The following is a 25997-nucleotide window of genomic DNA, read 5'->3' on the forward strand; positions in this document are numbered from 1 at the left end:
CAGAAATTTCCAGGCGACACCGGACAGCAGTGCGCTCACTAGCGTGAAGAAGACAGGGCGGTGACGATGCCAGAGGTGGCGACCGGCGAAGCGGGCGTATAAAACGAAGGAAAATGCCACGGCGGGGTGGCTAACAATAGGGGACAGGCGGTGTGTGATGCCTTCCGTGTGCGATGCCACCTTTTCAGGCCCGGCGGTGTAATTCAATGAACGATCCATATCCATAAAGTTTGTTATATATCACCCACGTTAATATAACCGGGATAAACAAGTCCTATAACCTTAGCAGAGTGACGGACGTGTTAACACCCCGGTTTGGCACCGAATTGCCTAAACGTGAGCGGTTGCTTAGCTCTGCGCCTCCGTATGGCGATATCCTCGCCACCACACCAGCACGTTAAGCAAGGCGAGGATAGCGCCCGCAGCGCAGACACCAGCCCAACCCGCATGCTGCCATGCCGTGGCCGAAATCAGCGACCCTGCGGCACCGCCGATAAAGTAACTGGTCATGTAGCCAGCGGTCAGGCGGTTACGCGCTTCCGGGTTAACGCGATAGATAATCGTCTGGTTAGTGATATGCACCGCCTGCACCGTGAGATCGAGCACGATAATGCCGATAATCAGCGCGAAGACGGAACTGTGACCAAACCAGGTTGCCACCCAGGAGAGCAGAAGCAGCACCAGACCAACTGTGGTGGTGAGATGGCCTTTGCCGCGATCCGCAAGCCCGCCCGCCTGACGTGCACCTAATGCACCGGCGGCGCCCACCAGGCCAAACAGGCCGATCATCGCATCAGAGAAGTGAAACGGCGGCGCGGCGAGCAGAAAGGCCATTGACGTCCACAAGACGCTGAAGTTAGCAAAGCTCAGGCAGCCAAGCAGCGCGCGGGTGCGCAGCAGTTTATTGCTGGCGAAGAGGGTGAAGACGGAGCCGAGCAGCTGCGGGTAGTTAAGGTGCGTTTCCGACTTGAGTTTCGGCAGGCCGCGCCAGAGCGCCAGCGCCATCAGCACCATTAATACGCTGGCAACCCAGTAAACGGTGCGCCAGCCGCCGAGGCTTGCCAGCAGCCCGGCGACGGTGCGCGCAAGCAGGATCCCCAGCAGCAGGCCGCTCATAATCGTGCCGACCACTCGCCCACGGCTCTCAGGTGTCGCAAGCGTCGCGGCCAGCGGCACCAGAAGCTGCGCCACTACCGAGAAGAGGCCGGTAAGTGCGGTACCCAGAATCATCAAACCGAGCGATGGGCTACTGGCGGTAATCAGCATCCCGCCCGCTGAGAGTAGCGTCATCACCACAATTAATGTGCGCCGCTCAAACATATCGCCAAGCGGCACCAACAGCAGCAGCCCGGCGGCATAGCCAAGCTGCGCGGCGGTGACGATAAATCCGGCCTGGCTTGCGGTGATCGAAAAGGCGTTAGCGATGGTATCCAGCAGCGGCTGCGGGTAGTAATTGCTGGCAACGGCGAGTCCGGTTGCCATCGACATCAGCGCAATCAGCGCCGGGCTAAGTCCGTGGTGAGTTTTTGTCATAGGTATCAACTATCAATGAGGTTCTTTGTCAGAAATCCATCATAGACAATTGCCCGGCGGCGTGTGTTGTTATCTGTGCACCCGGGCTGGATAAACGAACGCGCCACCGGGTGAGAACCCGATGGCGCGTGAGAAGGTCAAAGAGTCAGTGCGTTACTTCTGCGCGGCGAGCGCCTCTTTCACCCAGCCATCAAACTGCTGCTGATGGGCTTTGATCCAGCCATCAACGTGGCCCTGCACATCCGCTTCGGAGGCTTTACCGGCGTGCATCATCGCATTCTGGGCGTTGATATCCGCCAGCGGCAGTTTCATAACGGCAAACAGCTTCGCCGCCGCCGGGTTTTTCTCCGCCCAGGCTTTATTGGCAACAATGTGCATGGTGTTCACCGGGAAGCCGTAGTTCATGCCGTTCGGCAGTTTGGTATCGATATTTTTCTGTTCGCCCGGCAGGGAGGAGAACGGCACCTGCAGCCAGACCACATCTTTACCCGGCTTCAGCACATCGCTCACCCAGTAAGGGGTCCAGGTGTAGTAGAGGATCGGTTTCCCCTCTTTAAAGCGGGTGATAGTGTCCGCCATCATCGCCGAGTAGTTACCGTGGTTAACCGTGACGGTGTTCTCCAGGCCATAGGCTTTGTGCTGGTGGTTAATCACCGTTTCACATCCCCAGCCCGGCGAGCAGCCCATCATATCGGCTTTGCCGTCACCGTTGCCGTCGAACAGTTTGGCGATTTTCGGATCTTTTAACTGCTCGATATTGGTGATGTGGTACTTATCGGCGGTTTTCTTATCGATCAGGTAGCCCTGCGCCGCGCCGGTTACATAGGTGCCTTCGCGGTAGAACTTCTTATCGCCCCCGGCGGCGGCATACATATCGTCATGCAGCGGCTGCCAGTTGACGGCGGTAAAGGTGACATCGCCTGCTGCCATCGAGGTGTAGCCGACGTTGTAATCCACTTCATCCGGTTTTTCGACCGTATAGCCTAGCTTTTCAAGGCCGCGGCTGACCAGCAGCGTCTGGAACGCCTCTTCGGCGATGGTGCTCTGAAACGGTTTAACGGTAATGCCTTTGCCCGGCAGATCGGCGGCAAAAGCGCTGGTGGAGAGAAGGGTGGTAAACGCTGTGGCAAAAAGTACGCTATGTCGCATCGTTATTCCTTATTTTTCAGGTGTGATGTTGTTGCCCGGCCGGTGCGCCGGGCAGCAAAATTATTTGGCGAAGGGGCGGGTCAGCAGGCCGAGCGGGCCGGTCTGATACCAGCGGCGGTTACCGCGGCTGCGCGAGTCACGGCCCACGGCCTGAGTCAGGCGGTCAAGAATGATTGCGAGGATCACAATCCCGACGCCGCCGACGCTGGCAAGGCCCATATCAAGGCGACCAATACCGCGCAGCACCATCTGCCCCAGCCCGCCGACGGCGATCATCGAGGCGATCACCACCATCGACAGCGCCAGCATCAGGGTCTGGTTGATGCCCGCCATAATGGTTGGCATCGCCAGCGGCAGCTGAACTTTGAACAGCATCTGGCGCGGGCTGGCACCAAAGGATCGCGAGGCTTCAATCAGATCGGCCGGCACCTGGTTAATGCCGAGGATCGTCAGGCGCACCACCGGCGGCAGGGCGAAGATAATCGTCACCACTACGCCCGGCACGTTACCAATGCCGAACAGCATCACAATCGGCACCAGGTAGACAAACGCCGGAGTGGTCTGCATCGCATCCAGCAGCGGGCGAACGATCTTCGCTGCCCGCGGGCTGCGCGCCAGCCAGATCCCCATCGGCAAGCCGATCACCACGCAGAACAGCAGCGCGGTGAGCACCAGAGCCAGGGTAATCATCGCCTGCGACCAGGCACCAATCGCGCCGATGGCAATCAGTGATACCAGCGTTGCAACGCCCATCCCGGCGCTGCTCATCTGCCAGGCGATCAGCGAGAAGAGAATAATCGCCACCGGCGACGGCATGCCGAGCAGCAGTTGCTGAAAGCCGCTAAGAATGTAATCCACCGGCACGCGAATGCCCTGGAAGAGCGGGCGGAAGTGGAGCACCACCCAGTCGATCGCCTGCGTTACCCAGCTGTCGAGCGGGATCAGCGTTTTATGGAATGGATCCATAATGTTGAAGTGTTCCGGCGCGGGTGCCGGGGCGCTGTAAAGCCAGTCAGCGCTGCCGCTATCGGCAGGTGCTGCTGCGCCGCCGCCCCACGCATCAGCCGACTGTGCGGCGTTGTCCGTTGCCGGTGCGCTCTGCCACGGATTGTTTTGATCAGCCATTGTTTGCCCCCTCGCGATCTAAAGCCTGCAGCAGCATTCGTTTCGAAATGATGCCCACGTACTGTTGCTCTTCACCCACCACCGGCACCGCGCAGGGCGCCTGTCCGACATGGGAGAGCAGTTCGCTGAGCGGCGTGTCTGCCTCCACCGCAAGCGGGGAGTCAATCAACGCCGCATCGATTCCTTGCGCGGTGGCCAGCGCCGCTTTCAGGGAGTCGATGGAGACAATGCCGACAAACTTATTGCCGCGCTCAATGACATAGCCATATTCGCGGTCTTCATCCTGCAACATTTTCAGCGCCGAGCGCGGGCCGAAACCAGGCGTTTTACGGATCAGACCCACGGGCGTACGGCGCGCAATATCCTTCGCGCTGAACACCTGGCTAATATCAACGCCGCGGAAGAAGGTGCGCACATAATCATTGGCCGGATTATTCAAAATCTCATCCGGCGTGCCGACCTGCACCACTTCGCCATTTTGCATAATCGCAATCCGGTCGCCAATGCGCATCGCTTCGTCGAGATCGTGGGAAATAAAGACAACGGTGCGCTGATGTTTCGCCTGCAGCTTGACCAGCTCATCCTGCATCTCGGTACGAATTAAGGGATCGAGCGCGGAGAAGGCCTCATCCATTAATAAGATATCGGGATTGATGGCTAATGCGCGGGCTAATCCGACGCGCTGGCGCATACCGCCGGAGAGTTCATCCGGGTAGCCGTGGGCGTAATTTTCCAGCCCCACCTGGCGCAGTGCATCGAGCGCTTTTTCCTGGCGCTCCTGCGCGGGCATGCCGGCTAACTCCATACCAAATGCGGTATTATCCAGCACCGTCATATGGGGCATTAGGGCGAATGACTGGAAGACCATTGCAATCTTCTTTCTGCGCACCTCGCGTAGCTCGGCATCGGATATTTTGGCAATATCGACGCCATCTATCAGCACCTGCCCGCGGGTGGGTTCAATCAGGCGATTGAGAAGGCGTACCATAGTGGATTTACCCGAGCCGGATAATCCCATGATGACGAATATCTCGCCTTCTTCAATGGCCAGACTGGCGTCTTTCACGCCAAGCGACAGACCCGTTTTTTCCAGTATTTCTTCTTTCGAAAGTCCTTTTTCTATATATTTGAAAGCTCTCTGCGGATGCTCGCCAAATACTTTATAGAGATTCTTAACTTCTAATTTAATTGCCATGCAATAATAGAGTTCCTGTTATTTATTATTTCGATACGCTACCCAATGAATATATTTGACTGGTCATACCCTACCACACTCTTCATCTGAGACAACCCTTCTGTGCCGCGCTTTACAGAATTTCCATGCACTCAAATGGCATTATTTCCCATGATATAAGGGCTGGCGCGGGTAATCATTTTTTTGCATTGGACAGAAAAATGAGCCTGAATGGAGATGATTTTGCGGAATATGAACAAACCATGACAGCGCAGACCGTCATAGTTATTTTTACTAAGAATCAGCTTAAACGCGGCGGAATAAATAGTGGTGAATTAAAAAACGGGGGGATATTCTCCTCCCGCAGCGCGAGAGGAGAGAATATTTAAAAGTTCCAGTCTTCGTCTTCCGTTTCGACGGCTTTACCCATCACATACGACGAGCCGGAGCCGGAGAAAAAGTCGTGATTTTCGTCGGCGTTGGGTGACAGCGCCGACAATATCGCCGGGTTGACATCCGCCATCTCCGGCGGGAAGAGCGCCTCATACCCGAGGTTCATCAGCGCCTTGTTCGCGTTGTAGCAGAGAAACGCTTTCACCTCTTCGGCCCAGCCGCTGTCGGCATAGAGATCGTCGGTGTAAGCAAGCTCGTTATCGTATAGCTCCATCAGCAGATCGAGGGCGAAAGCTTTCAGCGACTCGCGCTCGGCCTCGCTCACTTTCTCTAACCCTTTCTGATACTTATAACCGATGTAGTAACCGTGCACCGCTTCATCGCGAATGATGAGACGAATCAGGTCGGCGGTGTTGGTCAGCTTGCCGCGGCTTGACCAGTACATCGGCAGCCAGAAGCCGGAGTAGAAGAGAAACGACTCCAGAAAGACGCTGGCGATCTTCTTCTTCAGCGGATCGTCAGCGCGATAGTGGCCCAGCACGATCTGCGCTTTGCGCTGTAGCGCGCTGTTCTCTTCGCTCCAGGCGTAAGCAACATCAACATCCCGCGTCTGGCAGAGCGTCGAGAAGATAGAGCTGTAGGAGCGGGCATGCACCGCCTCCATAAAGCTGATGTTGGAGAGCACCGCCTCTTCGTGCGGCGTGGCGGCATCCGGCATCAGCGCCGGTGCGCCAACGGTGTTCTGAATGGTGTCGAGCAGCGTCAGCCCGGTAAAGACGCGGATCGTCAGCTGCTGCTCGGCCGGGCTTAAGCTCTGCCAGGCCGGAATATCGTTCGACAGCGGTACTTTTTCCGGCAGCCAGAAGTTACTGGTCAGCCGGTTCCACACTTCGAGATCTTTATCATCCTGGATTTTGTTCCAGTTCACCGCGCTGACGCGGGAGAGTGGGTTCATCATGCTTTCCTCATAGCGCACAGGAGACGCAGCCCTGGATTTCGGTGCCTTCCAGCGCAAGCTGGCGCAGGCGGATGTAGTAGAGCGTCTTAATGCCCTTTTTCCACGCGTAAATTTGCGCCCGGTTGATGTCGCGCGTGGTGGCGGTATCTTTGAAAAAGAGCGTCAGTGACAGCCCCTGATCGACATGGCGCGTCGCTTCGGCGTAGGTATCAATGATCTTCTCTGGCCCAATCTCGTAGGCATCTTCATACAGGGCCAGGTTCTCATTGGTCATAAACGGGGCAGGGTAGTAAACGCGCCCGGTTTTGCCCTCTTTGCGGATCTCAATCTTCGACACAATTGGGTGAATACTCGATGTCGCATGGTTGATGTAGGAGATCGACCCGGTCGGCGGCACCGCCTGCAAATTCTGGTTATAGATGCCGTAACGCATCACCTCTTCGCGTAGTTGTTGCCACATCGCGCGCGTCGGGATGGTGATATTGGCGCGGGCAAACAGCGTGCGCACTTTATCGGTTTTCGGCTGCCAGTCGCCTTCAAGATAGCGATCAAAATACTCACCGCTGGCGTAGCGAGAAGCGGGGAAACCGGCAAAGGTCTGGCCGCGCTCGCGGGCGATCATCATCGAGGTATGCAGCGCATGCCAGGTGATGGTGTAGAAGTAGAAATTGGTGAAATCGAGCCCTTCCGGGCTGCCGTAGGCAATGCCTTCGCGCGCCAGATAGCCGTGCAGGTTCATCTGCCCCAGCCCAATCGCATGGGAGGCGGCATTGCCCGCTTCCACCGACGGCACCGAGCGGATATGGCTCATATCGGAGACGGCGGTTAAACCGCGGATCGCCGTCTCAACGGTACGGCCGAAATCGGGCGAATCCATGGTGTGGGCGATATTCAGCGAGCCAAGATTACAGGAGATATCGTGCCCGGTGTCGGCGTAATCGAGGTTGTCATCAAAGGTCGAGGCGCTGTTAACCTGCAAAATCTCCGAGCAGAGGTTGCTCATATTGATGCGCCCGGCAATCGGGTTGGCGCGGTTAACCGTATCTTCAAACATGATGTAGGGATAACCGGACTCAAACTGGATCTCTGCCAGTGTCTGGAAGAAGTCGCGCGCGTTGATCCAGCTTTTGCGCACCCGCTCGTCGGCAACCAGCTGGTGGTAGTTTTCGTTGATCGCCATATCGCCAAACGGCTTACCATACAGGCGTTCCACATCGTAGGGGGAGAAGAGCGCCATCTGCGCGTTCTCTTTCGCCAGCTGGAAGGTGATATCCGGGATCACCACGCCCAGCGACAAAGTTTTGATGCGGATCTTCTCATCGGCGTTTTCGCGCTTGGTATCAAGAAAACGCAGAATATCGGGGTGATGGGCATGGAGATAGACTGCACCTGCGCCCTGGCGTGCGCCAAGCTGATTGGCATAGGAGAAGGCATCTTCCAGCATCTTCATCACCGGGATCACACCGGAAGACTGGTTTTCAATGCGCTTGATCGGCGCACCTGCTTCGCGCAGATTCGAGAGCAAAAAGGCCACGCCGCCGCCGCGCTTGGAGAGTTGCAGGGCGGAGTTCACCGCGCGACCAATCGACTCCATATTGTCTTCAATACGCAGCAGGAAACAGGAGACCAGTTCGCCACGCTGCTTTTTGCCACAGTTGAGGAAGGTCGGCGTCGCGGGCTGGAAGCGGGCAGAGAGGATCTCCTCCACCAACTCCTGCGCCAGCGCGGTATCGCCCTGCGCCAGCGTTAAGGCCACCATGCAGGCGCGATCTTCAAAATCTTCCAGATAGCGTTTGCCATCGAAGGTTTTCAGCGTGTAGCTGGTGTAGAACTTCCAGGCGCCTAAGAAGGTCTGGAAGCGGAAACCGCGCGCCTTCGCTTTCGCCAGCAGATCGATGACAAACGCCCGCTCATAGCGCGCGAGCACGCTCTCATCGTAATAATTTTCCGCCACCAGCCAGTTAAGGCGCTCATCCTGGCTCGCAAAGTGAACGCTGTTGGGGCGAACATGGTGCGCCATAAAGGCGTCCACCGCCTGGTGGTCTTTTTCAAACTGAATGCGGCCATTGCGATCGTAAAGATTGAGCATGGCATTCAGGGCATGGAAATCGGGCGTGCTCTGCATCACGCGCGCTGCGGTTGTCGTTGCCAAAATTCGCTTACTCCTGTTCGCACGTTGATGATGTCCTGCGCAGTACCCATCAATTCAAACCGATAGAGATAGGGCACCGCGCATTTTTGCGCGATCACGTCGCCCGCGCGGCAAAACGCATCGCCAAAGCTGCGATTGCCGGCGGCGATCACGCCGCGAATCAACGCCCGATTATGCGGATCGTTCAAAAAGCGGATCACCTGGCGCGGCACAGCACCGGCCGTACCGCCGCCGCCATAGCTGGGAACCACCAAAATATAGGGTTCGTCTACCTGAATACGCTCACGCTCGTTAAGCGGAATGCGCACCGCCGGCAGCCCCAGACGCGCAATAAAGCGATGGGTGTTTTCCGAGCTGCTGGAGAAGTAGACGAGCGTGCTCATGCGGCTGCGCTGAGACGATTAATCATATCCGGGCGGAAGCCGGACCACTTTGTCTCGCCTGCAACCACCACCGGCAGCTGGCGAAAACCCATCGCGCGCAGCTGGTCTGCGGCATCCGGCACATGATCGATGTTCACCATCTCAAACTCAAAGCCGCGGCTCTCCATCGCCCGTTTGGTGGCGTGGCACTGAACACAATCATCTCGAGTGTAAATAGTAATGCGCATGATTCGTATTTCCGTTAAAAGTAGTAGAGCGGCGCGATAAGTCGCGTCAGTTAGTGTATGGAGTACAAGAAGAGATACTAGATGTAGTTATAAATTTTATCAACCATACAATATATGGGAAAAAGACACAGGCCGTGCCCAGGAGAGTGGCTGAATGGGTAAGGGCGAAATGTCGCCGCGTATTGTAAAGCGGGGCGGAAAAAGGACAAAGAAAAACCCCTGCCATCCGGCAGGATGGGCAGAGGTTTCAGATTATTTGTATAAATTAACGACGGAAGCTGAGCAGCGCGCCGACAAAAATACCAACGGCAGCAGCAGCACCAACGCTGCACCACGGACGGTCTTTCACAAAGCTATCGGCACAGCCGACGGCGTCACGTGCAGCTTGTTGCACACGGTTGCGACCATGCATGCGGGCGCGAGTCTCTTTCAGCAGCGCCTGCGCTTTACGGCGCGCAGATTCGCCTTCCTCTTTCGCGTCGCTGCCCCAGGATTTAAGCAAATCTTCCAGGCTATCAGCTAACTGGTTGACATCGTTATTGATATCATCAACACCTTCATCTACTTCACGGCGTGTGGGTCTGTTTAACATAGTAGCCTCCCTTTTTTTGGTGTGCTTTTAAGCGTAGACCATAATTTTACAGGCCAAACGGCAAACGCCCATTTACGCGCAGTTTGTGGAATTTTCTGAGTCACTGACCATGCTCAGTACTGTAAGGTTGCGAAGCAGTTGAGAGATGATGAGGAAAATCTATGTATTTACGACCCGATGAAGTGGCGCGCGTGCTGGAGAATGTCGGCTTTACGATGGATGTGGCGACCAACAAAGCGTACGGTTATCGCCGTGGCGAAAACTATGTATATGTTAACCGCGAAGCTCGTATGGGCCGCACGGCGCTGATTATCCATCCCACCCTGAAAGAGCGCAGTTCATCGCTGGCCGATCCCGCATCGGACATTAAGTTGTGCGATCACTACCACAATTTCCCGCTCTATCTGGGCGGTCATGAACAGGACCATTACGGCATTCCGCATGGTTTCAGTTCGCGTATGGCGCTCGAGCGCTTCCTGAACGGCCTGTTCGGCGAACAGCACTAACCCAGAGCTGCCATCAGGCTTTCGCCTGGTGGTAATGACTCACCCGGAAGAGACGGCGGCAGTAATCGAGGAAGTAGCCGTACACCGCACCCATCAACATCGATATCACGATATTTGAACTGACCGCCGCCATAATCTGCTGCCAGTCTGCCCCTACCGACCACAAAATCGTTACATATACCGGCGACTGAAAAGTGACATACGCCAGCACATCCGCCAGATTTTTCATCCAGCCTGCGGGGCTTATGCCGCGTGCATAGCGCATAAAGAGATCGCGATAGAAGCCGTAAGGCCAGGCAATAATGATGTTAACCGGGATCGCCACCAGACGAGAGGAAAGGGACTGCTCAAAGCTCATTCCGGAGAGGAATATTTCAATCACCATGTTCACTACTGAACAGTAGACCACCATCGCGAAAGTGTCCGCAGCGGCGTGGCGCAGGCGAGACTGCGAAGAGAACATGATGAAGCTCCTTGAAAAATGATGGCGCAATGAAGAGGTGTAGCGTTTTAAAACGGACTTATTTACGCGCATAGCGTATCTGTCTGATTTGAAACTCTCAACTAGCGATTAATTTTTATTTTTGACCGCCGCCTGGATAAAGTGCTCTGCATCTGCTGCAATCTTCGGCATTGCCCTATTATTGTTGGGGTGGAGTTATAAAGGATTAATTTTCAAGACATTACACGATTGCACGGCAGGGCGTAGCGGTCAGCGTAGCGCGCTATGCTTTGGCGAAGAGTGAAAAACGTTGAGGCAGTATGTTTTATGCTAGTAAGGCGTTTTTAGCAGCATAAGATGCGGTCTGGAGGGGTTGGGGTTTTACGCGTCAGAAGTGGGTATGTATGCCGTTACGCGGCGGGCGAGCCCACCGCAATCACTCAGCAGACACCAAAGTCGCCCTCTTCTTTGTACAGCTCGACGTCATCGGCTTTAAGCGTCAGCTTTTCCGCCTGTTCGTCGTGAGTGGGCACCGCAATAATCTGGTCATCATGCACTTCGAGCACTTTGAGTTTCGGGCCGCCAATGCGTGGTTGAACGATATCGCCTACAGCAAACATATGTCTCTCCTTTGTAACGAGGTTGTAAGAGTAAACATAGACTGAACAGTGAGAGTGGTACAGCGTAAAAGAGGGTAAACCTCTTGATGGCTGATTGGCACTGTGGGATGTAGCGGCTACGCTTAAACAGATTGTGTAAATTATCAATCACCTGGAATTTACTTTGCACAGGAGGCTTTATGGGCTTTTGGCGTATTGTCATTACGATTCTTCTTCCGCCGCTGGGCGTGCTGCTCGGGAAAGGCTTAGGCCTGGCGTTTCTTCTTAACATTCTGCTCACGCTGCTGGGTTACATCCCGGGCCTGATCCACGCCTTCTGGGTGCAATCCCGCGACTGATCCTTCCGGGGCGGTTCTCCGCCCCACGCCGATCAAGTGCACATTTTTTCGCCAAAACCTTAAAGAGATTGTTGATGACGTCGATAAATATCACGTTAGCAATCACTTTAAGGAAGCGAAATGAGCATTCAGGAAGTCAGTGCCTCTGCGGCAGCGCAGTCGCAGTATGAGGTGCGTGCGTCAAAAACGATAACGTTTGGTGGCAAAGAGATTGTCACCGAGAGTTCAATTTCTGTCTCCATCTCTGCAGAAGCGCTGGCGCGCGGCGCAGAGAGCCAGCCAAAACCTACCAAAGAGCAGAGCGAAAAGGTCGCCCGCGAGATGGCTACCCTTCGCAATAGCGATATGGCCTCTTATGCACGCGGGCCGAGCCTGGCCAGCGCCTTCTATGGCGACCCGGCCACGGCCAACGACGCGGTAAGCTTTATCGACTTTTTCCAGCACTCCACCATCAATGCCGATGATATGGCCACGGCGCTGCACCAGGCGTTGACCTCGCCGCAAGGCAGCGGTGATGAGACCACCCTCGGGATGGACGTGGCGATGACCCAGGCGAAACTCAATTATGTGGTGGATAAGTTCGTCTCTGCGGATTACCAGCAGCAGGCGCGCGATTTCGTCGCCGGGTTTGTGGCTAAAAAAGGCGAGCAGGCGGATCAGACCAACCGCGCGGCGCTGACCCAATCGGCGGAACTGGCGCAAAGCCGTGGCGACACCGCTCAGGCGAAACAGAGCCAGCAGGCGATCGAACAGCTTGATGCCGGGACACACTCCTCACAGATGGACCGCAAGGCGATGCTGGCAATCACCGCCAACACTGACGACAGTAGCAGCTGGTTTGCGCAGATGAATCAGCGGGTGGAAAACAGCGGTTCGCTGCCATTTGTCACCACGCTTGAGAAAAACCACATCGGCGCGTTACAGCAGCAGTGGTCGCAGTTCACCACCCTGCTGAAAGCGGCGGAGCAACCAGCAGGCGACGAAAGCCAGCGCGCTTAATATCCGACGGTAAAGGTGCGGCCTGTCTGCACGCCGTGAACACTGCGTCGATAGGCCAGTGCAGCGCGCGCGGCAGGCACACTTTCAAACCCCGGGAAGAAGGCGCCATATTTTTCAACGGATTCGCGGAGCACCGTCGGGCTGACGACGTTAATGCGTAAGCCGCGCGGTAACTCGCACGCCGCGGCACGCACAAACCCCTCCAGTGCCGCATTGACCGCGGTAGCATTCACCCCCTGCGCAATGGGTTCACTGCCGATAATGCCGCTGGTCAACGTGATCGAGCCGCCATCATTGAGATAGTGCTGACCTATAAGCGACAGCCGCACCTGCCCCAGCAGTTTGTCGTTAAGGCCGGAAGCAAAATCCTCTGCGCGCATCGCCGTTAGCGGGCCGAAAAAGAGTGAGCCGGTGGTGGCGATAATCGCGTCAACGCGTCCGGTCTGCGCAAACAGCGCCTCGACACTCTCATCACGCGTTAAATCGACCTGTAGATCGCCATGCGTTAACCCGACGCTTATCACCTCGTTATCTTGACCCAGCTCGGCCACCACTGCGCGGCCAAGGGTGCCGGTAGCACCGATTACGATAATCTTCATTTCAGCTCTCCTTCAGTGTGCGGAGTGGTCATTTTTTCGCTAATCATTGATAAGATAAATGCTCTTAATGTTTATTCATTCCTAACTAGTGGTTTGCACTATGGATAAGCTGCGCAGTATGGCGGTGTTTATCGCCGTGGTAGAGGCGGGGTCCTTTACTCAGGCCGCCGCCAGGCTGGAGATCTCGGCGGTAATGGTCGGAAAATACATCGCTCAACTCGAAAACAGCCTGGCGACACGCCTGCTGGCGCGCAACACCCGACGCCAGAGCCTGACGGATGCCGGTCGCGTCTTCTATGAGGAGGCGCGGCGGGTGCTGGAGCAGGTGCATATTGCCGAAACCTCCGTCGAGCGGCTACGCGCGGCACCTGCCGGTACGCTGCGCGTCAGCGCCTCAACCACTTTTGGCGGCTGCGTTATCGCACCCATCACCGCCACCTTTCTCACGGCGTGGCCGCAGGTGCGGGTCGATCTCGATTTGAGTAATCGCAGCGTTGATCTGCTGGAGGAGGGGTTCGATCTGGCGATCCGTATCGGCGAGGTGAACAGTGAGGATGTTGTGGTAAAACCGCTCTGCCTCTACCGGATGGTGATCTGCGCCGCGCCTGCTTATCTGGCGCGTTATGGCGAGCCATCCTCACCCGAGGCGCTGCGCGATCATCGCTGTCTGTCGAACGGAGTGTGGAACCGGCGCAATGAGTGGAAACTGCCGGGCGAAGCGGGAGAGATGAGCTGGCAGCGCGATCCGGTGCTGCGCTGTAATGACGGGCAGGGGTTAAGGATGGCGGCGATTGCCGGAGCGGGGCTGCTGTTGCAGCCTGAAATCCTGGTGCGCGAGGAGCTGGCAAACGGCACGCTGGTGCGCATCATGCAGCCCTTCACGCCCAGGCCGCGGCCGGTGAGCCTGGTCTATCGCCAGGACAGCCGGCCGCTTCCAAAACTGACGCGGTATATCGAACACTTACACCACGAGATCACGCAGTGGGTGGCAGCGTAACCCGCGCGACAGCTTCATCGCGCGGGTGGCTGTCAGAAGGTTTCCCAGTTGCCGTCACCGCTGCCGCTGCTGGCGGTAGCCACCGGGCGCAGCGGCGCGGCGCTCGGTTTACCCGGTCTGGCGTTAAGCAGTGCGCTGTGCCCGTTGACGCGAAACACGGCAACGGCCTGACGCAACTGCTCGGCCTGCTCTTCAAGTGCCGCGGACGCAGCGGCGGACTCCTGCACCAGCGAGGCGTTCTGCTGGGTGACGCTATCCATCTGCGACACGGCCAGGCTCACCTGCTCAATACCTTTGCTCTGCTCATCGGATGCTGAAGCAATCTCGCCCATAATATCCGTCACGCGGGTAACGGCATTGACGATCTCTTTCATCGTATCGCCCGCTTCCGCCACCAGCGTGGTGCCGGAGTTGACGCGGTTTACGGAGTTTTCAATCAGCGTTTTGATCTCTTTTGCCGCCTGCGCGCTGCGGCTTGCCAGCGTGCGCACTTCGCCTGCGACCACAGCAAAGCCACGGCCCTGTTCGCCCGCGCGCGCTGCTTCCACGGCGGCGTTCAGCGCCAGGATGTTGGTCTGGAAGGCAATGCCGTCAATCACGCTGGTAATATGGGCGATCTGCTGGGAACTGTCGGAGATCTCGCTCATCGTGCGCACCACATTGCTCACCACCTGGCCGCCGCGTGCCGCGGTGTCAGACGCGGTTTTTGCCAGCTGCGACGCCTGGCGGGCGTTATCGGTGTTCTGTTTCACCGTTGCGGTCAGCTGCTCCATGCTGGCAGCGGTCTCTTCCAGCGACGCCGCCTGCTGCTCGGTACGTGAAGAGAGATCGTTATTGCCGGTCGAGATTTCGCTGGCGCCGGTATAGATCGAATCTGAACTGTTGCGCACCGCGCTGACGGTTTTCACCAGCGAAGATTGCATCTCATGCAGACCGGCCGCCAGTTGGCTCATCTCATTACGCCCTTGCGCCGCAATGGACTGTGTCAAATCACCACCAGCAATGGCGCGAATATGGTTCATCACGCTGTGCAGCGGGCGCAGCAGCAGATGCTGCAGGCCGAGCCAGATCATCACCATCACCGCAATCACCACCAGCAGAATGACCCCCAGCGTCCACTGCATGCTGGTAAAGCTGTGCTGGTTCTGCTGCGCGGCTGCCTGCAAGAAGGTGTTGTTTTCGGTACGCCATTTGGCGTAGCTGGCATCCATATCATCCTGCGCCTGCTGCGCATCCAGGTTGCCATAGGCTTCATAATTGTTGGCGCGCAGGAAGGCGATCGACTGCTGCAACACATCGTGCATCTTAGTGATCTTTTGCGCGACGTCGTCCGCCAGGACGCTATCCTGCCCGGCGACGCGCGGTGTGCTTTTATAGTTATTGAAATAGGTTTCAGATTTCTGCAGGGAATCGGTTGCGGTGTTGAGCAGCTTTTCGATACTGGCGAGGGAAGCCGGATCGCGCTGGTTTTTCAGGAAGCGGATCGCCACGCGGGTGACGGTAACGCGGGTTTTGATCAGCGTATTCACGCTGTCGCCAAGGTTTTCTTGCTGCGCATTCAGCACGCCGGTGTTCTGGAAATTGACCCGGTCGTTATTGACCGCCGAGTAAAAAAGACCCCCGGTGACCAGTTGAAGAAGGCAAAATACCGAAAGGGCGATAATAATGCCGGTGATAACACGTATGTTTTTGAGCATGGCCATAGTCCGTAAGAGAGTCGGGATTGCTCAAGAATTATCGACCTGGCCAGGCTTAACTTTACGATCGCTTATCAAACACTTCACTCAGGCCGAGTGAAGTGTATTCTGCGTCACAGATTGCTCTTCTCTTTGCGTCGTTTCACCGCCAGATCGATGCGCGGTGCCAGCAGTTTTGCCACCGCGGCAAAGACCGGCACCACCACCGAGTTGCCGAACTGGCGGTACGCCTGCGTGTCGGAAACCGGGATGCGAAACGGCTTTTCGCCCACTTTCTCAAAACCCATCAGGCGGGCGCACTCGCGCGGCGTCAGGCGACGCGGGCGGCGAGCCTGGTTCTCAGCATGGGTAAAGTCTGCCTCGCCCAGCGCTTTATCCCAGCCGCGATCGATAAGAATTTCCGAACCATCTTTGTGATAGCGCGCCGACAGGGTGCGTGCCACGCTGCCAGCATTCGTTGGGTCGACCAGCCCGAAGCCGAAACCGTTGCCTTTGGCGGCGTGCTTCTTCGCATAGCGATAGAGGTAATCCCACAGCTTGGGCGAGAGCACATATTTGCTGTCGACGGTCGGCTCCAGCAGTTCGCCAAAGGTCGGGCGCTGCTGCGGATAGAGGCGGTCAATATCGCGCAGCGTAAAGCCGTCGGCGAGATCGAGGTCGCGGCGAAAACCGACCAGCACAATGCGCTCGCGGTGCTGCGGCAGAAAGTGTTTGCCGTCGATAATCTTCGGATCGTTCTTGCCCGAGGCTTCCGCGTCGGCGACGTCGTAACCCAGCTCATCAAGCGTATTCATGATTACGCTGAAGGTTTTGCCTTTGTCGTGGCTCTTGAGGTTTTTCACGTTCTCCAGCACGAAAATCGCCGGGCGGCGGGCTTTGATAATCCGCGCGACGTCGAAAAAGAGCGTTCCCTGCGCTTCGCACTCAAAGCCGTGCGCCCGCCCGAGGGCATTCTTTTTACTGACGCCCGCAAGGCTAAAGGGCTGGCAGGGGAAACCGGCTAATAAGACGTCATGCTCGGGAATATGCTGCGCAATGTGGGCGTAAGCCTGCGCTTCAGAGATGGCGGGATTGCCGCTCAGCGTCACTTCGCGGATATCCTGATTAAAGGTGTGCGTGGCGCTGTCGTTGTACCAGTTGGCTTTATAGGTGCGCACCGCGTTTTTGTTCCACTCGCTGGTAAAGACGCACTGCCCGCCAATCGCTTCAAACCCACTGCGGATACCGCCGATACCGGCAAAGAGATCGATAAAGCGAAAACGGTAATGGGGATGGTGCGCGGGCGGGGAGGGCAACAGCTCGCGCAGCAGCTTCTCTTCGGTGGCGGTGAGGGTTTTCGCCGCGCCTTTGCCGTTAACCCAGCGGTTGAGCGCTTCACGGCTCCACTCCGATTTGCCCGCTTTCTTTAACTGCTCCGCCACATACTTTTGACCATAGATGTCGAGTACCTGGTTGAGCAGGTCACGATCCCGTGCCTGTTGCTGCAAAGCCTCTGCCTGCGCCAGCTCTTCCTGCGCGAGTGAATCAAATTCCGCCATGGCGTCTCCTTGGGTGTAGGCCGGGAAATATATCACTCATTTGACCCGGAGGAGAAATGTCGCACATCATGATCGGTTCCACGGCATCTTCGCCAGCAGCAACGCCATGCCGCACCAGCCGCTTAATCCGGCAAACAATAAGCCTGCACCGACAAAGCCTGAGAGCAGAAAGAAGGCCGGATTGAGCAGATAGCCGAGCGCCACGCCAAGCAGCACCAGGCTGCCCGCAACGATCTGCACCTGCTGCATCAGCGGGCGCGGCTGCGCTTTATCCTGCACCGTCGGCAAGCCTGCGCGCTTCCAGTTCGCCAGCCCACCATCAAGCAACAGCACCTGCGCAGGCGCGGCAGCCTGGATCAACGCCTCAACGTTTTTCTGGGTACGCATCCCGGACTGGCAGTGGAAAATCACCGTTTGCGCGGGGGCTTCAGCGCTCAGGCGTTTACCGCCCAGCAGATCGTCCAGCGGCAGGGAGAGGGCATCGGGCAGATGTTCACGACGAAACTCATCCGGCTGGCGAATATCAATCAACGGCACGCCCTGCTGCTGTTGTATCCGCGCATCGTGCGGGGAAATGGATGTGTAGGACATATTCAGACCTCCGGGCAGTAGATACCCTTAAGTGTGTTGACGATATGGTTCACGGCGGGATCTTTGATGAAGTAGGTGATGCGCTGCGCCTGACGCACGCTCTCAATCAGCCCCTCATCTTTCATGCGCGTCAGGTGCTGCGAGGTGGCCGACGGGCTAAGGCCGGTCAACGCCGAGAGTTCGCCCGCATGGGTGCCGGGTGCATCGCAGAGCATGCACAAAATCAGCAACCGGCGCGGGTGGCTCATCGCTTTCAGCAGCGCAGCGGCCTGCTCAGCCTGGTTCTGTAACTGGGTAATATTCGATGGTGGCATTTTTATTTTAGCTTTTTCTAAATTTAGGAGAATCTAAAATACAAATGGGAAAGAAGCAAGCGCAACGTGCTCCCGTTGCGCTTATACGCTAAGCAAATTCTTATCTGAGTGGCGCGGTCATATCGCGCCAGAGGGATGCGTTAAGGATGACGCCAGCGCAGCGTGGCGGGGAGAATGCGCTGTGGCGTGGTCGGCTCGTTACCGTCCACCAGCTGCGTGATGATTTCGAAGCAGTCCTGCGCCAGGCGCGGGATATTCTGCTCGACGGTATCGATGGGCAGCGAGAGCGAATCATAGAGATAGTGATCGTCGAAGCTGGCGATATGGATATCGCTCTCCAGCAGGTGATGCTGGCTCATATAGCGCAGCACCCCTTCCAGCAGCCCGCAGGCGGCGGTAAACAGCGCTTTCGGCGGGCGACCGAGGCGCGCGCAGAGGGCGGCGAACATCTCATACCCGCTGCTCGGGTGATAGTTGCCGTGAATGATCCACTCCGGGCGCGGGGTGACGCCTGCGCGTTCAAGCCCCTGCATAAAGCCTGCAAGACGATCTTTGGTCGGGGATAAGCGCGGCTGGCCGCCAAGAAAATAGATCTCGTCCGGGTTGGCGCGCGCCAGACGCTCGACCAGCTCGGCGGTGGGCGTCAGTGAATCGGTGATCACCAGCGGCAGCTGGGTGTCGCTGATATGGCGGTCAAACAACACCACCGGCAGCTGCTCGCTCAGTTTTACGTAGTCGGCATCGTTCAACATGCTGGAGGCGACAATCAGTCCATCGACCTGGCGCGACACCAGGTTATTGACCACCACGGTCTCCTGGCTGGCGTTTTCATCGGTGCAGGAGATAAGCAGTTGCAGGCCCGCTTCGCGACAGAGGTTTTCCAGTTCGTGAGAGAAGACGGCGAAACCATAGTTGATGATCTCTGGCACCACCAGCCCCAGCGTATGGCTGCGGTTTTCGCGCAGCAAGCGCGCGTAAATACTGGGCTGATAGTGGTGCTGCTGGGCAATCGCCTGCACGCGCTCGCGCGTCTCCTGGGCGACGCGCAGCTCTTTGCCGCGGCCGTTAAGCACCAGGCTGGCGGTGGCTTTTGACACCCCCGCCAGCGCGGCAATATCACTGATGGTAACGCGTTTAGGTTTTCTCACGGTTTTGCATCGCTTAAGGAAACAAGCGCTTATTCTACCATGCAAGCTCGTAACGACCAGTAGCGCGCCCGTACTTCTGCGTCACCCGTAAGCGTTAAGCGCGCAGGCTGCTGCGGGAAGTAGCGGCTGCTCATCACCCCTTCACCATCATTGATAAAGATCTCGACACTTGAGCGGTCGCAGAGGATCTGCAACTTGTGCGCCGCGCCTTGCCAGTAGCGGTAGTGCCACTCGCCGCTCTCAAGGCTTCTGCGCGCGAGGCGTAGTTCACTCTGGCTCCACTCAAGGATCAGCGTGTCGGCGAAATTCAGCGTGAGATCGCCTGCGCTCTCGACAATCAGCTCCAGCGACGCGGCATCCAGCGCCGATAGCGCGTCGGCCTGACCGTTGAAGATCTGCTCTTCGCCGCGTAACGCCTGAAGCTCAACAACCGGCTGTTGATAAAGCTTACCGTTGCGCGAGGTTAATTGGCGCAGGCAGGTCATCTGGTGGATCCAGCCGTTGGCGACGGTGGGCTGGCGCATCTCTTCCCCGTCCGGCACGCCCATCCAGCCAACCAGTAAACGGCGGCCATCTTCGCTCTGCGTGGTTTGCGGCGCGTAGAACTCAAACCCGGCGTCAAGCTCGTGAAACTCGCCGTGGCGGAACTGCGCGTTGTTGTAATCCAGCTCGCCGCTGAGATAGGCGCTCGGGTGGGTGTTGAGCCAGCGTTTCTCGTCGCGCGTAATTCCCTGCGGGCAGCAGATAAGATAGGTGCTGTCGCCCAGCGCAAAGAGATCCGGGCACTCCCACATATAGCCCGCATCGCCCAGCCCGTTAAGGCCGCTACCGGCGATCTCACCGAGGTTCTGCCAGTTCCACAGGTTTTCCGAACGCAGCAGCAGCACTTTGCCCTGCAAGGTGAGATCCTGCGCGCCAAGCACCATGTACCAGAAGTCGCCGTGTCGCCACACTTTCGGGTCGCGCACGTGTCCGGTGTAGCCGTTTGGCAGCGGGATCGCCGGGCCAAGCTTGTCGAAGCCGCCGTCGCGGTTCTGCACCGCCAGACACTGCCAGGCGGTGCGCGTGCCGTCGTCAAACTTGACGTTACCGGTGTAGCAGAGCGTCAGCACGCCATCGTTATCCACGGCGCTACCGGAGTAGCAGCCGCTGCGGTCATACTCTTCGTCGGGCATCAGCGCAATCGGCTCATGCTGCCAGTGGAGTAAATCCGCTGAGCTCCAGTGCCCCCAGCATTTATGGTTGTGCTGGCAGCCCAGCGCGTTCCACTGATAAAACAGGTGGTAACGCCCGCCCATCTGGATAAATCCATTGGGATCGTTGAGCAGCCCGGTGACCGGCGCCAGGTGCCAGCTCGGGTAGAAGGGGTCGCTCAGCGCTTTCGGCTGGCCTTTCATCACCGCCTGTAAAATGGCGGGCAGCAGAGAGTCAGATGCCATTATTCCGCGTCCGTTTTGTATTTCAGCAAGAAGGAGAGAATGAAGGCGACGCTAAAGGCGATAGCCATACCGATAATATAGTTAAGCAGCGAGCTGGCCTGCACGATCGCCAGACCCGGCAGCCCGGTGAGGCCCACCGCCGTCATATAGACATGCATCGACACCACCCACGCGCCGCCGACCGCACCGCCAATCAACCCGGCGATAAACGGCTTCATAAAGCGCAGGTTGATACCGAAAATCGCCGCTTCGGTAATGCCGAGCATCGCCGAGAAGGCCGAGGGCAGGGTAATCGCTTTGATTTTGGCGTCTTTGGTTTTAAACCACACCGCCAGGCAGGCACCGCCCTGCGCAAAGTTAGCCATCGCCCAGATCGGCAGCAGGAAGTTAACGCCAATTGACGGGTTACCGAGCAGCCCGGCCTCAATAGCGTGGAAGCTGTGGTGCACGCCGGTAATCACAATCACCGAGTAGAGCCCGCCAAACAGCAGCCCCGCCAGCCAGCCCGCGTGGGCAATCAGCGTGCTGAGCACAAACGAGATGCCGTCGCCCAGCGCGCGACCCGCCGGGCCGATAATCAGCATGGCGATAAAGCCGGAGATAATCACCGTCAGGAACGGGGTGAGGATCAGATCCAGCGCGTCCGGGATCACCCGGCGCAGCTGTTTTTCCAGTATGCTCATAAACCACACCGCCAGCAGCACCGGGAAGACCGTTCCCTGGTAGCCAATCATCGCCACTTCGATGCCGAAGAAGTTCATGGTGTGGAAACCCGCCGCCACGCCCCAGGCGTTGGTCAGCGCCGGGTGGGTGAGGATGCCGCCAAGCGTTGCGCCAAGATAGGGGTTGCCGCCAAACTCGCGCGCGGCGGTAAAGCCAATCAGGATCGGCAGAATGATAAACGCCGCCGAGCTGAACATGTCGAGCATGATATAGAGCGCGTTATCCGGGTTGACCCAGCCGTAGGTTTTCACCATCCCCAGCAGGCCCATCAGCAGACCCGACGCAACAATTGCCGGAATGATCGGCACGAAGATGTTCGACAGCAAACGGGCGATGCGCTGGAACGGGTTCAGCTTGCGCGCAGCGATATCCGCCGCTTGCGATTTGCTCGACTCGCTGATCCCCGCCTCGGTAATAAACGCGGCGTAGACTTTGTTCACCACCCCGGTGCCGAAGATGACTTGTAACTGCCCGGCGTTACGAAAACAGCCTTTCACACCGTCGATTTTGCCAATCGCGGCGGTGTCTGCTTTCGCGTCGTCCACCAGCACCAGGCGCAGGCGCGTCGCACAGTGCGCGGCGCTGGCGATATTCTCTTTGCCGCCGAGCAAGGGGAGCAGCGAGCGGGAAATTTGTGCAAAATCCATAACAACCTCTGTCTTGTTTTTAGGCTTTCAAGCTACGCAAACGGCCCCCGCAGGGGCCGCGCTATCAGAACCAGGTTTCCATCTGTACGCCGAAGTTCCACTCGCCGCCGGCCTTGAAGCCAGCGCTGCCGAAGGCGTCGTCACCGGCGTAGTTATCCAGCCGGTGATCCCAGTCCATCCAGGTGGCAAACAGGCGGATTTCCGGGCGTTTCAGGAACTCGCCGACATCGCCCGCTTTCAGCGTTGGCGCAACGGTCAGTTTGTAGAAGCTGCCGCTCACGTTATTGCGGCTGTTGTACCCTTCCGGGCGCAGATCCATGTACTGATACGTCCCTTCATACTGCATTTCAAAGTTTTCCGTCAGCCCCTGAATCAGGCGCACGTTGGCGGTCGCCCACTGGTAGCTGTCGCCTTTGACGTAACGATCTTTACTGCTCTGCGCCAGCACCGCCGGGGCAATGTGCCAGCCGCCGCCGAGCGGCGTGATGCCGTAGCTCGCCAGACGCCAGGTATCGGCCTGCGACAGCAGCGCGCCGTCGGAGCCGATGGCTTTCACCTCCGCACCGAGGCCGTGACCGTAGAGCAGCGCAGTTTTTGCTGAACCTTCACGCAGGCCGTAGAAGCTGTCGTTATGCAGGCCGAGCAGGGCGTGAACACCGTTGTCCGCCGCGTCGCTCTTCACTTTATTGCCTTCCAGATCGAGGCGGTCGTCATTATCCTTCGCGCGCATGCCGCTGACCATCAGCTGCACCGGGCCGTAGTAGTTGTTCAGGGAGAGGATGTAGTTCTGCGCGGTGTTCTCGCTGTTTTCGATATCGCCAAAGGTGCGGCCATAGAGGGAGAGGTTGCTGCGCGCCTTGTCGCTCCACTTCATGTCGTATACCCCGGCACCGGTCCCGGCGAGGAATACCACATCGGAGTCGATCCAGTGGATATCAAAGTTATCGCGGTCGAAGCGTTTCCCCGCCCAGACGGTGGAGTCTTTGAACGCGCCGCTAAAGCTCGGCAGATGGCCGATCTCCGTAAAGGCCTGGCGCAGGTTGAGATCGCTGCTGGAGGCGGTCCAGTCGTTATAGGTGCGCTGGCCGTCGGCGAGCATCACTTTAAAGCGGGTGGTCGCGCCATTGGTAAGGGTCTGTTTATGTTCGAGGTTCATCTCGACATAGGTATCCGGTTCGTTACCCAGACGACCTACATGACCGCCGGTCTCACCGGCTGGCGTGACGGTCGGGCCGCCCTGAGTTTTGCTCGCCGAATCGCTCATCAGCAGGCCGGAGCGGGCATAGCCGTGAAACTCAAAGCCGCCTTCATCGCTGGCTTTCTGCTCCAGTTTGGCGGTGCGCTGCTCAACCTGCGTGGTGGTAGTGTCAGTTTTTTGCTGTGCGGCCGCTAACTGCTGGGCCTGTTTTTCCGCAGCCTGCGCGCGGCTTTCGGCGGCATTAGCGCGCTGTTCGGCGGCCTGTAAACGCTGCTCCAGCGCGGCAAGACGGGCTTCAATGCTGCTCATGCTCGGGTCGGCGGCCTGTGCCGCTCCCGCGCTGAGAATAAGACCAAGGGTTATGGCGAGCGTGCTTTTTTTCATCATTTTGCATCCCTAAGGAAGAGCCATCATCACAGAGTTATTTTTGCTAAACCGGTTTAGGTGTCGAATCATAATCGCGCATAATTTCAGGACGCAATGAAATTAGCTAAACCGGTTTAGTGAATGTGAGACGGCTCGCAAAACGAGACGTAAGCCCGCAGGTGTCAGGCGAGTTGCTCCTCGAGCTGGTGGCGCCAGGGCAGGGCGGTCATTGCGCCTTTAGCGGTGGTTGCCAGCGCGCCACAGATCTGCGCGCTCGCCAGCCGCGCGGCTAACTGCGGTTCGCTATCGGGCAGGCCGTGCTGCGCCAGCCCCCACAGCAGACCGGCGACAAAGGCGTCGCCCGCACCGGTGGTGTCCACGCTTATCACCGGCAGCGTCGGGTAGTGGTAGCACTTGCCGTTCAGGCAGGCTTTCACCCCGGCTTTGCCCTGGGTGACCAACAGCAGGGTGATGCCGTAACGCGCCGCCAGCTCAGGCAGGCTCACCTCCTCAGCGGGCGCGTCGGCGATAAACGCCAACTCCTCTTCCGAGAGTTTCACTACATCTGCCAGCACCAGCCCGCGCTCAATGCAGTGGCGAAGCTGGGCGCTGTCGGCCCACAAATCGTGGCGAATATTGGGGTCGAAGCTGACAAACCCGCCCGCGCTGCGCACCCGCTCCATGGCGCTGAAAGTGGTGGAGCGCGAAGGCTCAGCCGCCAGCGCAATCGAGCAGCAGTGCAGCCATTCGCCGCGGGCAAACGGCGGCAGATCCGTTTCTGCCAGGAACAGGTCGGCGCTCGGGCGTACCATAAAAGTAAATGAGCGCTCACCCTCTTCATCGAGCGCCACCACCACGGTTGAGGTGCGGTGCTGCGCATCGGCACGCATAAAAGCGGTGTCGACCTGCTCTTTCGCCAGCGTCTGGCGCATAAAGTGGCCGAAGGGATCGTCGCCAACGCGACCGATAAAACCGCTATTCCCCTGTAAGCGCGCAATGCCGACCGCGACGTTGGCCGGCGCGCCGCCGGGGCACTGCATCAGGCAGGCATCGCCCTGCGGCAATAGATCCACCACGGCGTCACCCAGACACCAGACTCGAGCTGACATGATTTTCTCCCGATAATGAGTACCGCTAAACATTAACTAAACCGGTTTAGCTGTTCAACACTGTTGGTGGGTTTATTGCGTGATCAAACCACGATTAGTGAGAAAACGAATTTGATTGGATTAGGGCTGAGAACGTTTATGCTTAACATCCATTCGTTTTGCCAGAATTGCACGACTTTAATAGGTTCTGTCTAAAAGGAAGGTTTTTATGGAATTTAAATGGATATACCTGATCTTTCTTTTCAGCTTTCTGTTTCTGGTATGGGTGCTTAAAGATATTTATGCCTCTTTTGGCTCGTACATACGACAGATGCTTGTTGAAGCAAAAGTCTGGAAAACGGGTATTGCCGTTAATGCTGATATCATCGCGCGCAGCCGGACAGGGTTATTTGACGCTAACATTCCCGTTTACAGGCTGACGTTCAAATTCAAAACCCTTGAAGGTGTCGAAGTTGAGTCGACTTTGCGGCGTTCACTCGATGCCGAAGGCGTTATGCGTTATGCCCCTGGCAACGGCGCGACGCTGAAATATGATCCTAAGAACCCAAAGCGCATTGCGATGGACGATAATGACAAACCACTCATTTTGGGTGATTAACAGACGCTAACGCCCCTCGAGATAAAAGTTGAGAAAAGAATATGTCGTTTGAATGGATCTACCTGGCCTACCTTTTTTTCTTTTTGGTTGCGGTGGGCATGCTGCGCTTAGCCTGGACGATGATAATGCCCGGCATTCGCCAGTTCAGAATGGAGTCTGCGGTGCGCAAAACAGGTATTGGCGTGAATGCGGATATCATCCATCGCCGCAAAACCGATCTCATTGATGGCGAAATGCCGGTTTATCAGCTCACTTTCGCATTCAAAACACGGGAAGGCGTTGACGTTCAGGCGAGTCTTGAGAGGCCGTTAGATATGGATGGTTTTATGCGATACGCGCCTGGAAACGGCGTAGCGCTGAAATATGATCCCCAAAATCCGCAGCGCATAGCGCTTTACCCGAACGATCGCCCCCTTATCCTTGGCGATTAATTTGTTAAAAA

The 25997-nt window shown here is 57.3% G+C and carries 28 protein-coding genes; 7 read left to right on the forward strand and 21 right to left on the reverse strand.

Features of this window, described 5'->3' with window-relative positions; translation table 11 throughout:
* Positions 1–348 precede the first annotated feature (348 nt).
* From ABIC80_RS17805 to proV, 4 genes are all read right to left on the reverse strand, one after another.
* Positions 349–1533 carry an MFS transporter gene (locus ABIC80_RS17805; protein WP_429178034.1) on the reverse strand — a complete coding sequence of 395 codons (1185 nt, stop codon included), beginning with the start codon at positions 1531–1533 and terminating at the stop codon, positions 349–351.
* A 153-nt stretch (positions 1534–1686) separates the two neighbouring features.
* Positions 1687–2682, reverse strand: a complete 996-nt coding sequence (proX, locus tag ABIC80_RS17810) for a glycine betaine/L-proline ABC transporter substrate-binding protein ProX (protein WP_042712559.1) — start codon at positions 2680–2682, stop codon at positions 1687–1689.
* Positions 2683–2742: 60 nt separating this feature from the next.
* The gene (proW, locus tag ABIC80_RS17815) at positions 2743–3807 is read right to left on the reverse strand and encodes a glycine betaine/L-proline ABC transporter permease ProW (protein ID WP_429178036.1); all 1065 of its coding nucleotides are present in this window, start codon (positions 3805–3807) and stop codon (positions 2743–2745) included.
* Positions 3800–5002, reverse strand: a complete 1203-nt coding sequence (proV, locus tag ABIC80_RS17820) for a glycine betaine/L-proline ABC transporter ATP-binding protein ProV (RefSeq protein ID WP_094421784.1) — start codon at positions 5000–5002, stop codon at positions 3800–3802. Before proV ends, proW begins: the two co-directional genes overlap by 8 nt.
* Positions 5003–5127: 125 nt before the next feature.
* Between proV and ABIC80_RS17825 the strand changes: the two genes are divergently transcribed.
* Entirely contained in the window at positions 5128–5370 is a 243-nt protein-coding gene (locus ABIC80_RS17825; protein WP_429178037.1) for a hypothetical protein, read from the forward strand.
* Here ABIC80_RS17825 and nrdF read toward each other — a convergent pair.
* The 5 genes from nrdF to ABIC80_RS17850 form a co-directional block, all read right to left on the reverse strand.
* Positions 5367–6329 carry a class 1b ribonucleoside-diphosphate reductase subunit beta gene (nrdF, locus tag ABIC80_RS17830; RefSeq protein WP_312278463.1) on the reverse strand — a complete coding sequence of 321 codons (963 nt, stop codon included), beginning with the start codon at positions 6327–6329 and terminating at the stop codon, positions 5367–5369. The two genes, ABIC80_RS17825 and nrdF, sit on opposite strands and share 4 nt — an antisense overlap.
* 10 nt (positions 6330–6339) lie before the next feature.
* A complete protein-coding gene (gene nrdE / locus ABIC80_RS17835) occupies positions 6340–8484 on the reverse strand; it encodes a class 1b ribonucleoside-diphosphate reductase subunit alpha (protein WP_429178039.1) in 2145 nt (714 codons plus the stop codon).
* On the reverse strand, positions 8457–8867 hold the full coding sequence (gene nrdI, locus ABIC80_RS17840) for a class Ib ribonucleoside-diphosphate reductase assembly flavoprotein NrdI (protein WP_054803938.1): 411 nt from the start codon (positions 8865–8867) through the stop codon (positions 8457–8459). Before nrdI ends, nrdE begins: the two co-directional genes overlap by 28 nt.
* The gene (nrdH, locus tag ABIC80_RS17845; RefSeq protein WP_042712550.1) at positions 8864–9094 is read right to left on the reverse strand and encodes a glutaredoxin-like protein NrdH; all 231 of its coding nucleotides are present in this window, start codon (positions 9092–9094) and stop codon (positions 8864–8866) included. The genes nrdI and nrdH overlap by 4 nt, the downstream gene beginning before the upstream one ends.
* A 265-nt stretch (positions 9095–9359) precedes the next feature.
* Positions 9360–9686 carry a DUF883 domain-containing protein gene (locus ABIC80_RS17850; RefSeq protein ID WP_128482281.1) on the reverse strand — a complete coding sequence of 109 codons (327 nt, stop codon included), beginning with the start codon at positions 9684–9686 and terminating at the stop codon, positions 9360–9362.
* A 161-nt stretch (positions 9687–9847) separates the two neighbouring features.
* Between ABIC80_RS17850 and ABIC80_RS17855 the strand changes: the two genes are divergently transcribed.
* Positions 9848–10192 (forward strand): DUF2002 family protein, encoded by a 345-nt coding sequence (locus ABIC80_RS17855; RefSeq protein ID WP_042712548.1) that lies wholly within the window; start codon positions 9848–9850, stop codon positions 10190–10192.
* A 13-nt stretch (positions 10193–10205) separates the two neighbouring features.
* On the opposite strand, the gene alaE is transcribed toward ABIC80_RS17855, so the two are convergent.
* Positions 10206–10655: an L-alanine exporter AlaE gene (gene alaE, locus ABIC80_RS17860; protein ID WP_094421776.1), complete on the reverse strand. Its 450-nt coding sequence runs from the start codon at positions 10653–10655 to the stop codon at positions 10206–10208.
* A 419-nt stretch (positions 10656–11074) separates the two neighbouring features.
* Entirely contained in the window at positions 11075–11254 is a 180-nt protein-coding gene (locus tag ABIC80_RS17865) for a hypothetical protein (RefSeq protein WP_042712545.1), read from the reverse strand.
* Between the two features lie 179 nt (positions 11255–11433).
* On the opposite strand from ABIC80_RS17865, the gene ABIC80_RS17870 reads away from it, so the two are divergent.
* On the forward strand, positions 11434–11592 hold the full coding sequence (locus tag ABIC80_RS17870; RefSeq protein WP_023480545.1) for a YqaE/Pmp3 family membrane protein: 159 nt from the start codon (positions 11434–11436) through the stop codon (positions 11590–11592).
* A 120-nt stretch (positions 11593–11712) separates the two neighbouring features.
* Positions 11713–12591 (forward strand): hypothetical protein, encoded by an 879-nt coding sequence (locus ABIC80_RS17875; protein WP_429178041.1) that lies wholly within the window; start codon positions 11713–11715, stop codon positions 12589–12591.
* Here the strand turns inward: ABIC80_RS17875 and ABIC80_RS17880 are convergent.
* Complete coding sequence (locus tag ABIC80_RS17880) at positions 12588–13190, reverse strand: short chain dehydrogenase (protein ID WP_429178043.1); 603 nt, start codon at positions 13188–13190, stop codon at positions 12588–12590. The two genes, ABIC80_RS17875 and ABIC80_RS17880, sit on opposite strands and share 4 nt — an antisense overlap.
* Before the next feature lie 100 nt (positions 13191–13290).
* Here ABIC80_RS17880 and ABIC80_RS17885 point away from each other — a divergent pair, with 100 nt between their 5' ends.
* Positions 13291–14187 (forward strand): LysR family transcriptional regulator, encoded by an 897-nt coding sequence (locus ABIC80_RS17885; RefSeq protein ID WP_429178045.1) that lies wholly within the window; start codon positions 13291–13293, stop codon positions 14185–14187.
* A gap of 32 nt (positions 14188–14219) precedes the next feature.
* Here ABIC80_RS17885 and tcp read toward each other — a convergent pair whose 3' ends face one another.
* The 9 genes from tcp to ABIC80_RS17930 form a co-directional block, all read right to left on the reverse strand.
* Positions 14220–15884 carry a methyl-accepting chemotaxis citrate transducer gene (gene tcp, locus ABIC80_RS17890; RefSeq protein ID WP_429178047.1) on the reverse strand — a complete coding sequence of 555 codons (1665 nt, stop codon included), beginning with the start codon at positions 15882–15884 and terminating at the stop codon, positions 14220–14222.
* Positions 15885–15997: 113 nt separating this feature from the next.
* Positions 15998–17422, reverse strand: coding sequence for a DNA cytosine methyltransferase (locus ABIC80_RS17895; RefSeq protein ID WP_429178049.1), 1425 nt, complete (start codon positions 17420–17422; stop codon positions 15998–16000).
* A 66-nt stretch (positions 17423–17488) separates the two neighbouring features.
* Entirely contained in the window at positions 17489–18013 is a 525-nt protein-coding gene (locus tag ABIC80_RS17900; protein WP_429178051.1) for a rhodanese family protein, read from the reverse strand.
* Between the two features lie 2 nt (positions 18014–18015).
* Positions 18016–18327 carry an ArsR/SmtB family transcription factor gene (locus tag ABIC80_RS17905; RefSeq protein ID WP_124967471.1) on the reverse strand — a complete coding sequence of 104 codons (312 nt, stop codon included), beginning with the start codon at positions 18325–18327 and terminating at the stop codon, positions 18016–18018.
* 140 nt (positions 18328–18467) lie between these two features.
* Positions 18468–19475 carry a substrate-binding domain-containing protein gene (locus tag ABIC80_RS17910; protein ID WP_023480517.1) on the reverse strand — a complete coding sequence of 336 codons (1008 nt, stop codon included), beginning with the start codon at positions 19473–19475 and terminating at the stop codon, positions 18468–18470.
* Positions 19476–19504: 29 nt separating this feature from the next.
* The gene (locus ABIC80_RS17915; RefSeq protein ID WP_429178053.1) at positions 19505–20914 is read right to left on the reverse strand and encodes a sucrose-6-phosphate hydrolase; all 1410 of its coding nucleotides are present in this window, start codon (positions 20912–20914) and stop codon (positions 19505–19507) included.
* Positions 20914–22284: a sucrose-specific PTS transporter subunit IIBC gene (locus tag ABIC80_RS17920; RefSeq protein WP_429178055.1), complete on the reverse strand. Its 1371-nt coding sequence runs from the start codon at positions 22282–22284 to the stop codon at positions 20914–20916. Before ABIC80_RS17920 ends, ABIC80_RS17915 begins: the two co-directional genes overlap by 1 nt.
* 64 nt (positions 22285–22348) lie before the next feature.
* Positions 22349–23866: a carbohydrate porin gene (locus tag ABIC80_RS17925; RefSeq protein ID WP_429178153.1), complete on the reverse strand. Its 1518-nt coding sequence runs from the start codon at positions 23864–23866 to the stop codon at positions 22349–22351.
* A gap of 164 nt (positions 23867–24030) precedes the next feature.
* Positions 24031–24957, reverse strand: coding sequence for an aminoimidazole riboside kinase (locus ABIC80_RS17930; RefSeq protein WP_429178057.1), 927 nt, complete (start codon positions 24955–24957; stop codon positions 24031–24033).
* A 208-nt stretch (positions 24958–25165) separates the two neighbouring features.
* Between ABIC80_RS17930 and ABIC80_RS17935 the strand changes: the two genes are divergently transcribed.
* Entirely contained in the window at positions 25166–25555 is a 390-nt protein-coding gene (locus ABIC80_RS17935) for a DUF3592 domain-containing protein (protein WP_200134571.1), read from the forward strand.
* Positions 25556–25596: 41 nt separating this feature from the next.
* The gene (locus tag ABIC80_RS17940; protein WP_200134572.1) at positions 25597–25986 is read left to right on the forward strand and encodes a DUF3592 domain-containing protein; all 390 of its coding nucleotides are present in this window, start codon (positions 25597–25599) and stop codon (positions 25984–25986) included.
* Positions 25987–25997: the final 11 nt, after the last annotated feature.

This window comes from Kosakonia sp. 1610 (assembly GCF_050435845.1).
GTDB lineage: Bacteria > Pseudomonadota > Gammaproteobacteria > Enterobacterales > Enterobacteriaceae > Kosakonia > Kosakonia cowanii.

What these genes read in the sequence shown, in the direction of transcription:
- ABIC80_RS17825 (WP_429178037.1), top strand. Translation starts at nt 5,128, where the DNA reads ATGCACTCAAATGGCATTATTTCCCATGATATAAGGGCTGGCGCGGGT.
- ABIC80_RS17900 (WP_429178051.1), bottom strand. Translation starts at nt 18,013, where the DNA reads ATGTCCTACACATCCATTTCCCCGCACGATGCGCGGATACAACAGCAG.
- ABIC80_RS17895 (WP_429178049.1), bottom strand. Translation starts at nt 17,422, where the DNA reads ATGGCGGAATTTGATTCACTCGCGCAGGAAGAGCTGGCGCAGGCAGAG.
- proV (WP_094421784.1), bottom strand. Translation starts at nt 5,002, where the DNA reads ATGGCAATTAAATTAGAAGTTAAGAATCTCTATAAAGTATTTGGCGAG.
- ABIC80_RS17855 (WP_042712548.1), top strand. Translation starts at nt 9,848, where the DNA reads ATGTATTTACGACCCGATGAAGTGGCGCGCGTGCTGGAGAATGTCGGC.
- ABIC80_RS17875 (WP_429178041.1), top strand. Translation starts at nt 11,713, where the DNA reads ATGAGCATTCAGGAAGTCAGTGCCTCTGCGGCAGCGCAGTCGCAGTAT.
- ABIC80_RS17805 (WP_429178034.1), bottom strand. Translation starts at nt 1,533, where the DNA reads ATGACAAAAACTCACCACGGACTTAGCCCGGCGCTGATTGCGCTGATG.
- nrdH (WP_042712550.1), bottom strand. Translation starts at nt 9,094, where the DNA reads ATGCGCATTACTATTTACACTCGAGATGATTGTGTTCAGTGCCACGCC.
- ABIC80_RS17885 (WP_429178045.1), top strand. Translation starts at nt 13,291, where the DNA reads ATGGATAAGCTGCGCAGTATGGCGGTGTTTATCGCCGTGGTAGAGGCG.
- nrdI (WP_054803938.1), bottom strand. Translation starts at nt 8,867, where the DNA reads ATGAGCACGCTCGTCTACTTCTCCAGCAGCTCGGAAAACACCCATCGC.
- proX (WP_042712559.1), bottom strand. Translation starts at nt 2,682, where the DNA reads ATGCGACATAGCGTACTTTTTGCCACAGCGTTTACCACCCTTCTCTCC.
- ABIC80_RS17940 (WP_200134572.1), top strand. Translation starts at nt 25,597, where the DNA reads ATGTCGTTTGAATGGATCTACCTGGCCTACCTTTTTTTCTTTTTGGTT.
- alaE (WP_094421776.1), bottom strand. Translation starts at nt 10,655, where the DNA reads ATGTTCTCTTCGCAGTCTCGCCTGCGCCACGCCGCTGCGGACACTTTC.
- ABIC80_RS17870 (WP_023480545.1), top strand. Translation starts at nt 11,434, where the DNA reads ATGGGCTTTTGGCGTATTGTCATTACGATTCTTCTTCCGCCGCTGGGC.
- ABIC80_RS17915 (WP_429178053.1), bottom strand. Translation starts at nt 20,914, where the DNA reads ATGGCATCTGACTCTCTGCTGCCCGCCATTTTACAGGCGGTGATGAAA.
- ABIC80_RS17920 (WP_429178055.1), bottom strand. Translation starts at nt 22,284, where the DNA reads ATGGATTTTGCACAAATTTCCCGCTCGCTGCTCCCCTTGCTCGGCGGC.
- nrdF (WP_312278463.1), bottom strand. Translation starts at nt 6,329, where the DNA reads ATGAACCCACTCTCCCGCGTCAGCGCGGTGAACTGGAACAAAATCCAG.
- ABIC80_RS17865 (WP_042712545.1), bottom strand. Translation starts at nt 11,254, where the DNA reads ATGTTTGCTGTAGGCGATATCGTTCAACCACGCATTGGCGGCCCGAAA.
- proW (WP_429178036.1), bottom strand. Translation starts at nt 3,807, where the DNA reads ATGGCTGATCAAAACAATCCGTGGCAGAGCGCACCGGCAACGGACAAC.
- ABIC80_RS17905 (WP_124967471.1), bottom strand. Translation starts at nt 18,327, where the DNA reads ATGCCACCATCGAATATTACCCAGTTACAGAACCAGGCTGAGCAGGCC.
- ABIC80_RS17930 (WP_429178057.1), bottom strand. Translation starts at nt 24,957, where the DNA reads ATGTCAGCTCGAGTCTGGTGTCTGGGTGACGCCGTGGTGGATCTATTG.
- ABIC80_RS17850 (WP_128482281.1), bottom strand. Translation starts at nt 9,686, where the DNA reads ATGTTAAACAGACCCACACGCCGTGAAGTAGATGAAGGTGTTGATGAT.
- ABIC80_RS17880 (WP_429178043.1), bottom strand. Translation starts at nt 13,190, where the DNA reads ATGAAGATTATCGTAATCGGTGCTACCGGCACCCTTGGCCGCGCAGTG.
- ABIC80_RS17925 (WP_429178153.1), bottom strand. Translation starts at nt 23,866, where the DNA reads ATGAAAAAAAGCACGCTCGCCATAACCCTTGGTCTTATTCTCAGCGCG.
- ABIC80_RS17935 (WP_200134571.1), top strand. Translation starts at nt 25,166, where the DNA reads ATGGAATTTAAATGGATATACCTGATCTTTCTTTTCAGCTTTCTGTTT.
- tcp (WP_429178047.1), bottom strand. Translation starts at nt 15,884, where the DNA reads ATGCTCAAAAACATACGTGTTATCACCGGCATTATTATCGCCCTTTCG.